The 10,316-nt window shown below is 67.8% G+C and carries 10 protein-coding genes; 5 read left to right on the top strand and 5 right to left on the bottom strand.

Translation table 11 applies throughout. The annotated features are described in order from the left end of the window. Nucleotides 1-13 precede the first annotated feature (13 nt). Nucleotides 14-1,258 carry a pyridoxal-dependent decarboxylase, exosortase A system-associated gene (locus tag AQZ50_RS05635; protein ID WP_067743660.1) on the bottom strand — a complete coding sequence of 415 codons (1,245 nt, stop codon included), beginning with the start codon at nt 1,256-1,258 and terminating at the stop codon, nt 14-16. Then, complete coding sequence (locus AQZ50_RS05640) at nt 1,255-2,748, bottom strand: acyl-CoA ligase (AMP-forming), exosortase A system-associated (protein ID WP_082703439.1); 1,494 nt, start codon at nt 2,746-2,748, stop codon at nt 1,255-1,257. The genes AQZ50_RS05635 and AQZ50_RS05640 overlap by 4 nt, the downstream gene beginning before the upstream one ends. Before the next feature lie 55 nt (nt 2,749-2,803). Here AQZ50_RS05640 and AQZ50_RS05645 point away from each other — a divergent pair, with 55 nt between their 5' ends. The 4 genes from AQZ50_RS05645 to AQZ50_RS05660 are packed head-to-tail and all read left to right on the top strand — an operon-like array spanning nt 2,804 to nt 5,624. Next, entirely contained in the window at nt 2,804-3,847 is a 1,044-nt protein-coding gene (locus AQZ50_RS05645) for a GNAT family N-acetyltransferase (protein WP_231730123.1), read from the top strand. A gap of 30 nt (nt 3,848-3,877) precedes the next feature. Further along, nucleotides 3,878-4,138: an acyl carrier protein gene (locus tag AQZ50_RS05650; RefSeq protein WP_067743666.1), complete on the top strand. Its 261-nt coding sequence runs from the start codon at nt 3,878-3,880 to the stop codon at nt 4,136-4,138. Beyond that, nucleotides 4,135-4,836 carry an alpha/beta hydrolase family protein gene (locus AQZ50_RS05655; protein ID WP_231730124.1) on the top strand — a complete coding sequence of 234 codons (702 nt, stop codon included), beginning with the start codon at nt 4,135-4,137 and terminating at the stop codon, nt 4,834-4,836. The genes AQZ50_RS05650 and AQZ50_RS05655 overlap by 4 nt, the downstream gene beginning before the upstream one ends. Beyond that, the gene (locus tag AQZ50_RS05660) at nt 4,833-5,624 is read left to right on the top strand and encodes a hydrolase 1, exosortase A system-associated (protein WP_067743669.1); all 792 of its coding nucleotides are present in this window, start codon (nt 4,833-4,835) and stop codon (nt 5,622-5,624) included. Before AQZ50_RS05655 ends, AQZ50_RS05660 begins: the two co-directional genes overlap by 4 nt. A 144-nt stretch (nt 5,625-5,768) precedes the next feature. On the opposite strand, the gene trxB is transcribed toward AQZ50_RS05660, so the two are convergent. The 3 genes from trxB to AQZ50_RS05675 all read right to left on the bottom strand — a co-directional run bounded on the left by trxB (nt 5,769) and on the right by AQZ50_RS05675 (nt 8,784). After that, nucleotides 5,769-6,722, bottom strand: coding sequence for a thioredoxin-disulfide reductase (gene trxB, locus AQZ50_RS05665; protein ID WP_067743672.1), 954 nt, complete (start codon nt 6,720-6,722; stop codon nt 5,769-5,771). A gap of 63 nt (nt 6,723-6,785) precedes the next feature. Beyond that, nucleotides 6,786-7,562: a tyrosine-protein phosphatase gene (locus AQZ50_RS05670; RefSeq protein WP_067743675.1), complete on the bottom strand. Its 777-nt coding sequence runs from the start codon at nt 7,560-7,562 to the stop codon at nt 6,786-6,788. 13 nt (nt 7,563-7,575) lie between these two features. Continuing rightward, on the bottom strand, nt 7,576-8,784 hold the full coding sequence (locus tag AQZ50_RS05675) for a M20 metallopeptidase family protein (protein ID WP_067743678.1): 1,209 nt from the start codon (nt 8,782-8,784) through the stop codon (nt 7,576-7,578). Between the two features lie 102 nt (nt 8,785-8,886). Between AQZ50_RS05675 and AQZ50_RS05680 the strand changes: the two genes are divergently transcribed. After that, on the top strand, nt 8,887-10,137 hold the full coding sequence (locus tag AQZ50_RS05680; RefSeq protein WP_067743681.1) for an acetyl-CoA C-acetyltransferase: 1,251 nt from the start codon (nt 8,887-8,889) through the stop codon (nt 10,135-10,137). The last annotated feature ends 179 nt before the right edge of the window (nt 10,138-10,316 follow it).

A 10,316-nucleotide genomic window follows, 5' to 3' on the forward strand; every position in this document is an offset into this window, starting at 1 on the left:
CCTTACTGAATGCTTAACCAAGACCGACAAGCAACTCGCGCGCCGGGCCATGCCCCAAAAATGCCGACGGACTGGCGCTTGCACCATAAGCCCCGGCGCCAAACAGGGCAATGACATCGCCCGGCTCGGCATGGGGCAGCGCAAGCGAATCGCCCAGCCGGTCAAGCGGGGTACACAGACAGCCCACGACATGCGCCACGTCGTCCGCCGCAGCGTCAAACCGCGTCGCCACGGCGCACGGGTAATTGCGGCGGATCACGCTGCCGAAATTGCCGCTCGCTGCCAACTGATGATGCAGCCCGCCGTCGATCACCAGAAAGGTTTCGCCCCGGCTGGTCTTGCGATCGACAATCTCGGCGAGATAGACCCCCGCCTCGCCTACCAGCCAGCGGCCCAGCTCGATCACGAAGCGCGTTTCCTTCAGCACCGGCGCGCGCCGCGCGAGCGCTTCGCCCAGCCCGCTGCCGACCGCCGCGAGGTCGAGCGGCGGCTGCCCGGCGAAATAGGGAATGCCGAAACCGCCGCCCAGATTGCAGATCGGAACGCCAACCCCCGCCGCCTCGGCCAGCCGCGCGACCAGATCCAGCGTCGCCGCCTGTGCCGCGACGATCGCCCCGGCATCGAGCGACTGGCTGCCGCCATAGACATGGAAGCCCTGCCAGTCCGCGCCTGCCGCGACCAGCCGCCGTGCCAGCGCGGGCACGGCTTCGGCATCGATGCCGAACGGCCGCGCGCCGCCGCCCATGCGCATGCCTGCCCCGCCGAGCTCGAAATCGGGATTGACCCGGATGGCAAGGCGCGGGGCGATCCCCGCCCGGCCCCCTGCATCCAGCGCGCGATCCGCCTCGCGCGCGGATTCGATGTGCAGCGTGACTCCGGCGGCAATCGCCATGGCCAGATCGGCATCGCGCTTGCCCGGCCCGGCAAAGCCGATGCGCGCGCCCGCCACGCCCGCCGCCTGCAACCGCGCAAGTTCCCCCGCCGACGCGATGTCGAACCCGTCGACTTTGGTGGCCATGAACGCCAGCAAGGGAGCAAACGGATTGGCCTTGACCGCATAATGCAAGGCAACGCCCGGCAGGTTCGCGCGAAACGCCGCAATCTTCTGCCCGATCAGCCCCGCGTCATAGACGAACAGCGGCGCGCCGCCGGCCTGGGCAATCAGATCGCGCACGGATAGGCCGCCGATCGCCAGTTGCCCGCCTGTCGCGGCAAAGCCCTGCGGTATGGGGCCCATCGGTTTGCAGGGAAGAATCATCGCCCCGGCTTATCGGGCAAAGCGGATAATTCCCGGTAAAGCGCCGCGCGATCGATCTTGCCATTGGGATTGAGCGGCAGCGCGTCGCGCCAGTGCACCGCGCGCGGCACCATGAAATTGGGCAGATCGCGCGCCAGCGCGGCGATCAGGGCCCCGCTGTCGGATGCGCCGCTAACGACGAGATGGATCGCCTGCCCAAGATCCGCGTCGGGCAGACCCAGCGCGACCGCTTCGACGACCAGCCCGGTGGCCAGCGCCGCGTCCTCGATCTCCTGCGGGCTGACCCGGTTGCCCGCCGTCTTGATCATCGCGTCGCGCCGCCCGACGAAATGGAGCAAGCCCGCCGCATCGCGCCGCACCCGGTCGCCCGACCAGACCGCCACCCCGCCATGGCGCGACCAGCCGGGCGCGGGGCGAAAGCGTTCGGCGGTGCGCGCGCGATCACGCCAATAGCCTTGCGCGACGAGCGGCCCGGCGTGAACCAGTTCCCCCTCTTCGCCCGGCCCCGCCGCCGCGCCATCGTCGCGCACCACCATGACTTCGGCAAAAGGGATCGCCTCGCCGATCGCGGTCGGATGCGCATCGATCAACGCGGGATCGAGAAAGGTCGACCGAAACGCCTCGGTCAGCCCGTACATCGCATAGAGATCGGCATCGGGCGCCAGGACGCGCAACCGCCGCACCAGGGCCTCGTCGAGCGCGCCGCCGCTGTTGGTCATCCGGCGCAAGCCCGCCACGGCGGCAGGCGGCCAGTCCAGCGCGGCCAATTGGCGCCACAACGGCGGAACCCCGGCCAGCGTGGTGATCGCGTGCCGCTCGACCGCGCGCACGACATCGCGCGGCACGAGATAATCATGCGGCACGACACAGGCCCCCGCAAACCACGCCGACAACAGCTGATTCTGCCCATAGTCGAACGCCAGCGGCAACACCGCCAGCACGCGATCATCGGAGCCAAGCCCCAGATACCGCGCCACACTCGCCGCGCCGAGCCAAAGGTTGGCATGGCTGAGCATGACTCCCTTGGGCCGCCCGGTCGACCCGCTGGTATAAAGCAGCGCAACCAGATCATCGACCGGCGCAGCGGACGGCGGCAAAGCATCACCATCGTCAAACGCGACATCTTCGATCAACCGGCAAGCGCCAAGATCGCCGCTTGCCAAAGTGGCCGCGCGCGCGGGATTGGCGATCAGCAGCGCCGCGCCGCTGTCGGACAGGATATGCGCGACTTGCGCCCGCTTGAGCAGCGGATTGATCGGGACATGGATCAGCCCGGCGCGCGCCGTCGCCAGCGGCAGCAGGCACGCCAGCTCCCCCTTGGGCAACCAGCTCGCCACCCGTGCGCCCGGCCCCCCCCGACTTGCCAACCCGCGACTTGCCAACCCGCGACTTGCCAACCATCCCGCCAACTGGCCTATACGCCGATTTAACGCGGCATGGTCCATGACCTGCTCGCCCAGCACCAGTGCGGGGGCATCGCCTGCGCCCATCAGCGGCAGGTGATCGAGCGGGCGGGCCTGCCCTTCGGGTATGGGCGCCTCGGATATGGGAACGACAGTCGCGGTCACGATGAAAGTCTATCACGCCGAACTCGCCGAAGCGCAAGCGGACCCTGCCTTGGCCGCACTGTTCGCCTGCGCGCCGGGCGCAACGCCGTTCGATCGGCTCGACTGGCTGCGGCTGATGGCGGACGAATGTCTGGCCCCGGCGCGCACGCTGATCGCTGTCGCGCGCGAAGGCGAGGCGCTGGCGGCGCTGCCTCTGGTCGAAGGCCCCGGCGGCTATGGCGCGCTGGCCAACTGGTACAGCTTCATCGCCCGCCCGCGCTGGAACGATACCGGCGCCGCGCCGCGCCTGATGACCGCGATCCTGCGCAGCCTGACCCGCGTCGGCGCGCTGTCGTTTGCCCCCTTGCCCGCGCCCGAAGCGGCTGTGTTGCACGATGCGGCGCGGGCGGCGGGCTGGATCGCACGGCTCGGCCATGCCGATCACAACCACGTCCTGCACCCCGCCGGGCGCGATTTCGCCGCATGGTGGGCCCGGCGCCCCGGTCCTTTGCGCGAAACCGTCCGGCGCAAACAGCGCAAGGGCACTGTCGACATCCGCATCGCCCGCGCCTTCGATCCAGCCGACTGGGACGCCTACGAAGCGATTTACGCGCAAAGCTGGAAACCCGCCGAAGGCTCGCCGCGCTTCCTGCGCCGCTTTGCCGAAGCCGAAGGCGCGGCGGGCCGCTTGCGGCTGGGGCTGGCAAGCATCGACGGCCTTGCGGTCGCGACGCAGTTCTGGACCATCGAGGACGGCACCGCGTTCATTCACAAGCTCGCGCACAGCCCCGCCGCCGCCATGCACTCGCCCGGCACGCTGCTCAGCCACGCGCTGTTTGCCATGGCATTCGACGAAGATCGCGTCGCCACGATCGATTTCGGCACCGGCGACGATGCCTACAAGCGCGACTGGATGGAGGATGTCCGCCCGCGGTATCGGCTGGAAGCGGCATACCCCGGAACGCTGCGCCGCTGGCCGATGGCGGGCAGAATAGTGGCGAAATCCGTGCTGCGCCTTGCCCGGCCCGAAGCCCATGGATAAAGCGGCGCACGCAACAGCGGGACTTTGAGCGTGATCGACGACAGCGATGAAGGTTTGCGCCAGGTGCTCGGCGACGTGCTCGGCCTGAATGGCGCGCGCCGCGCCGCGCTGGCGCCCGACAGCCCGCTGCTCGGCGCCTTGCCCGAGCTCGATTCGATGGCCATCGCCACGCTGTTCGGAGCGATCGAGGAACGCTTCGACGTGTTCATCGACGATGCCGAAATCAGCGGCGACTTGCTTGAAACGTATGGCGCCCTGCTCGATTTCGTGCGCGAGAAGCGCCGTCCTTGATCGTAGCCTGGCCCTGCTCGGATCACAAAGCCTCTGGTCGCGATGGGCCAGGACGCGATCGGCCCGTCGAGGAATTCGCCGCCGCGATCGATCGCAATCGGCGCCACCGCCTGCTGATCGTGCCGCCTTTGCTGGCGGAAATGAACCGCACGCGGCGCCTGCTCGTCTCGACCATGCGCGCGCTCGATGGGCATGGCATCGACAGCTTCCTGCCCGACTTGCCCGGCACGAATGAAAGCCTGCAACCCTTCTTCGGCCAAAGCCTGCACGGCTGGCGCCAGGCGATGGCGCGCGCGGCACGGCACTTTGCCGCCAGCCATGTGCTCGCGGTGCGCGGCGGGGCGCTGATCTTTCCCAATGCATTGCCCGGCTGGGTGCTCGAACCGGTCTCCGGCCCGGCGATCCTGCGCCAGATGGTGCGCGCGCGGGTGATCGCTGCGCGCGAAGCCGGGCGGCACGAAGACAGCGCCGCGCTGATCGACACGGGCCGCACCGAGGGGATCATGCTCGCCGGATACGACTTTGGCCCGGCGCTGATCGCGGGGCTCGAAAGCGCGCGCCCGCTCGATGAAGGCCAGCGCGAAATCCGCCAGTCCGAACTGGGCGGCCCTGCGCTGTGGTTGCGCGCCGAACCGGGCGATGACCCGGCGCAAGCCGCGCGGCTTGCGGGCGTCATCGCGGCGGAAATCACCGCATGAGCCGCCGCCCGATCGCCTTTTCCTGCGGACCGGACACGCTCTACGGGATGCTCGATTGCGCCGGGGCACACGGGATGACCGGGCTGCTGATCGTATCGGGCGGCAGCGAGATCCGTGCGGGTGCCTTTGGCGGCATGGCGCACCTGGCGGCGCGGCTGGCCGAAACGGGCGGCGTTCCGGTGTTCCGCTTCGACCGGCGCGGGATCGGCGACAGCGACGGCGAAAACGGCGGCTGGCAGGGATCGCAGGACGACATTGCCGCCGCGCTCGCCGCGTTTCGCGCCGCGTTGCCGGGGATGCGGCGGGTCGTCGGCTTTGGCATATGCGATGCGGCGAGCGCGTTGATGTTGTATGGCGCGGGGCTGGACGGGCTGGTTCTCGCCAACCCCTGGACACTCGACGATGCGGACGATGATGCCGCAGGCCACACGCCCGGCGCGCTGCGTCGGCGCTATCTGACGCGGCTGGCCGACCCGCGCGCGCTATGGCGGCTGCTCAGCGGCCGGATCGATCTGCGCAAGCTGTTTCGCGGGCTTGGCCGCGCGGTGCAGCGCAGCGAGGCCCCCTCGCCGCTGGTCGACACGCTCCGGTCAGGCCTCGCGCGCTTCGCTGGTCCGGTCACGCTGCTGATCGCGGCGGGCGACCGTGTCGGCCAACGCTTTGGCGCCGTCTGGCCAAACGACGATCCGCGCGTGATGATCCACCCGACCGGCAGCCACACATTTGCCGACAACGCGGGCGACTGGCTGTTCGACCGCCTGATCGAAGCCACCGCCTCGCGGCACTGAAAACGCCTCGCGGCACTGAAAGCGCCTCGCGGCACTGAAAACGCCTCGCGGCACTGAAAACGCCTCGCGGCACTGAAAACGCCTCGCGGCACTGAAAACGCCTCGCGGCACTGAAAAATCCTCCCCGATTCGGGGAGGATCGGCTTATTGCCCCGCAGCGAAATCGCGGTGCGCGAGGAAGCGTTCGGCATCGAGCGCGGCCATGCAGCCGGTGCCCGCCGCCGTGACCGCCTGACGATAGGTGTGATCCATCACGTCGCCGCAGGCAAACACGCCGGGAATCCCGGTTTTCGGCGTACCCGGCTCGACCACGACATAACCGGCGGCATCAAGCTCAAGCTTGCCCCGGAACAGCTCGGTCGACGGCGCATGGCCGATCGCAACGAACGCGCCGTCGGTCGACACTTCGCTTTGTTCGCCGGTCACCGTGTCGATCAGCGCAACACCGGTCAGGCCTTTATCGCCGCCGACAAAGCGATCGACCGCCTTGTTCCACAGCACGCTGATCTTGGGATGGGCAAACAGACGGTCCTGCAGGATCTTTTCCGACCGCAGCGTGTCGCGGCGATGGATCAGCACGACTTCGCTGGCATGGTTCGTCAGGTACAGCGCTTCCTCGACCGCCGTATTGCCGCCGCCGATCACCACGACTTTCTTGCCGCGATAGAAAAACCCGTCGCAGGTCGCGCAGGCCGAAACGCCCTTGCCCGACAGTTCCTGCTCGCCCGGCACGCCCAGCCAGCGCGCCTGTGCGCCGGTGGCAATGACCAGGACATCGCCTTCATAGACATCGCCGCTGTCGCCCGTGGCGCGGAACGGCGATCCGTCGAGATCGATGTCGGTGATCGTGTCCCACAGCATGCGCGTGCCGACATGTTCGGCCTGGGCCTGCATTTCCTGCATCAGCCAGGGGCCCTGGATCACATCGCGAAAGCCGGGATAATTTTCGACATCGGTGGTGATCGTCAACTGGCCGCCCGGTTGCAGACCCTGCACCACGATCGGCTGCATCCCGGCGCGCGCGCCATAGATCGCCGCAGTCAGCCCGGCGGGGCCCGAACCGATGATCAGCATGCGGGTCTTGTGCGTGGTTGCCATGAAATCCTCCGAAGTGCCCCGGCGAAATAGGCGCGCAGACGGCGGAGTCAATCTGTCAGGCAATCAGGCCAGCAGGCGCGCCTCGATCGCCGCGACTTGCGCCGGGCCTATGCCTAGCACCGCATCGGCATAGGCCTCGATGCTGCCATGGCTTTCACGGATCGCGGCAAACGCCGCGTCGAGATAGTCCGCCTCGACTCCCAGGATCACGCGCAGCGCCGCATCGCCAAGCCCTCTGTCGGCCAGATTGGCGCTTTGCGACGCGATTCGCGCCTCGACATTGCCCGCGCGGTTAGTCAGCAGGTAATCGTCGAAAATGTCGTCGCGATGGACGCCCAACAGATGATGCACCAGCGCGACCCCGACCCCGGTGCGGTCCTTGCCCGCCAGACAATGCAACAGGCTCGCCCCGTCGCGCGTGGCCAATGCCTCGCCATACAGCCGCCATGTCCCGATCAGCACGTCGCGATAGGGCATACCCCGATAGAGCCGCACCATTGCCGCGCGGGCATCGTCGGCGCTGCGGATGGCATCGGCCATTTCCTCATGCGCGGCGCGGCCTTTCATGCTGGCCGTCTCGCCCGGGAAAAACAGCACTTCGCCCGCAAAATCCTCGTGCCGCAAACAGGGAAACGCGGCGCGCTCGCTGTCGCCGCGCAAGTCGATCACCGTGGCGATGTCCAGATCGCGCACGCGTGCCAGATCGGCGGGCGACGCCCCGGCATGTTGCCCCGATCGCCAAAGCCGCCCGCGCGCCAGCCGCCCGCCACGCGCGGCATAGCCGCCATAATCGCGGAAATTGTGAATGCCTTCGAAGTCCAGAACCCGTTCATCGATCATCGCTGTCGAATTCCTACTTGAAGCCGCGCGTCAGAAACCGTTCGGCGCATCCGGCCAGAAGCGCAGTGCCGATCGGCAGCGCGGCTTCATCGACCACCATGCGCGGCGAATGAATGCCCCAGCATTGTTTCGGATCGGCGTCGGGCGCCGCAACACCGAGAAAGAACATCGCCCCGGGCGTTTTTTCAAGCACATAGGCAAAGTCTTCGGCGCCCATGATCGGATGCGACAGGCGTTGAAAACCGGCCGCAGTGCCAAGGCTCGCCGTCACCGCCTCGCCCAGATCGACCGCGCGCGCATCGCAGATGGTCACCGGAAAGCCCTCGAACACCGCGACCGTGGCCGACAGCCCGTGCGCCGCCGCAATCCCTTTGGCCAGCGTCGTCAGCCGTTCATGCAGCGCAATGCGGTTATGCCGCGACAGCGTGCGCAATGTGCCGCGCAAGACCGCGCGATCGGGGATGATGTTGTGCGCCGTGCCCGCGTGAATTTCGGATACCGTCGCCACCACCGGGTCGGCCACGGGAAAGCGCCGCGTGACCATCGTCTGGATCGCGGTGACGATTTCGCAGGCGACCGGCATCGGATCGAGCGTCTGGTGCGGCATCGAGGCATGGCCGCCCTGCCCGGTCACGATGATCTCGAACCGATCGGCCGAAGCCATCAAGGCGCCCGCGCGCCCCGCGATCAGCCCGTGCGGACTGTCGGGCATGACGTGCAGGGCAAAGGCCGCGTCGGGCAACGGATCGAGCAGCCCGTCTTCGATCATGTAGCGCGCGCCGTGAAACCCTTCCTCGCCCGGCTGAAACATGAACACCACTTCGCCCGCGAACAGATCGGCCCGCGCGCACAGCACATGCGCCGCGCCCGCCAGCATCGCGGCATGGGTATCATGGCCGCACGCATGCATCGCCCCCGGCACGTGTGATGAAAAGGTCAGCCCGGTTTCCTCGGCCATCGGCAGCGCATCGGTATCCCCGCGCAAAAGCACACGGCGCAAAGGCCCGTCTGCCGCTCCCGTCCCGACCAGCCGCGCGACCAGCCCGGTGGTCGAAGGCCCCTCGCGCCATTCGAGCGGCAAATGGGCCAGCGCCGCGCGCAGCTTGTCGCGCGTTTTCGGATTGGCCAGGCCCAGCTCGGGCTCGGCATGAATGGCGCGGCGAAGCGCGACGATCCGGTCGGCAAACCCCCTCGCCTGTTCAAGAATGTCAATTGGCGGCATTGGGGGGGTATCTCCTCGCGCGGTCAGACCACACCTTAACGCTTGCGCGGCGTCCGCAAAGCCTTTAATCGTTCGGTTAAATACAATCGAGAGGATTGAGACATGGCCGAAGCCTATATCATCGACGCTGTCCGCACGCCACGCGGGGTGGGCAAGCCCGGCAAGGGCGCGCTGTCGCACTTGCACCCGCAACACCTCGCCGCCACCGTGCTCAAGGCGATCAAGGACCGCAACGGCCTCGACACCACCACCGTCGATGACGTGATCTGGTCGACCTCGTCGCAATATGGCAAGCAAGGCGGCGATCTGGGGCGCATGGCCGCGCTCGCCGCCGGCTATGACATCACCGCCAGCGGCACTACGCTCGACCGCTTCTGCGGCGGCGGGATCACCTCGGTCAATCTCGCCACGGCCAGCGTCCTGTCGGGCATGGAAGACTGCGTGATCGCCGGCGGCACCGAAATGATGAGCTTTACCGCCGCTTATGGCGCGCAATTGGCCAATGCCGGGATTGCGCTGCTGGGTATGGGCTCGGGCAATGCCGAGCTCGACGCGATCCATCCGCAATCGCATCAGGGCGTGTGCGGCGATGCGATCGCAGCCATGGAAGGCATTACCCGCGCCGATCTCGACGCGCTCGCGCTGGTCAGCCAGCAGCGCGCCGCGGTCGCGATTGCCGAAGGGCGTTTTGCCAAATCGCTGGTGCCGGTGCTTAACGAAGACGGCTCGGTCGCGCTCGATCACGAAGAATTCCCCCGCCCCGAAACGACGCTCGAAGGGCTTTCGTCGCTCAAGGCCAGCTTTGACGGGGTGGCCGATTTCGACCTTGGCGGCGGCGTCACCTTCCGCAAGCAGATCCAGCGCCGCTATCCCGATCTCGACTGGAAAGGCGTGCACCATGCCGGCAATTCATCGGGCGTGGTCGACGGCGCGGCGGCCATCCTGATCACTTCGCCCGCCTATGCCGAAAGACACGGGCTGAAGCCGCGCGCGCGCGTCGTCGCTTATGCCAACCAGGGCGACGATCCGACGCTGATGCTCAACGCCCCGGTCCCGGCGGCGAAGAAGGTGCTGGCCAAGGCGGGCCTGACAGTCGACGACATCGACGTGTGGGAAATCAACGAGGCCTTCGCCGTCGTCACCGAAAAGTTCATCCGCGACCTCGGCCTCGACCGCGCCAAAGTGAACGTCAACGGCGGCGCCATGGCGCTGGGCCACCCGATCGGCGCCACCGGCTCGATCCTGATCGGCACCGTGCTCGACGAACTCGAACGCACCGGCGGCCGCTACGGCCTCGTCACGATGTGCGCGGCGGGCGGCATGGCGCCTGCAATCGTGATCGAGCGGATCTGAGCCGAAAGGCACGTCAAACACGGCGTCGGCCTCATCGGCCGGCGCCGTTGTCGTTTGGGATACGGGGCCGTTGCCCCGGCCCGCTACCCCGAAATCCGCTCGTGCTGAGCCTGTCGAAGCACGCGCGTCAACGCCAGCCCGGAAGGGTAACCCGCCAAGCGGCAAAGTCGCGCGCGTGC

This window comes from Novosphingobium sp. Fuku2-ISO-50 (genome assembly GCF_001519055.1).
In the GTDB taxonomy this organism is placed as follows: Bacteria; Pseudomonadota; Alphaproteobacteria; order Sphingomonadales; family Sphingomonadaceae; genus Novosphingobium.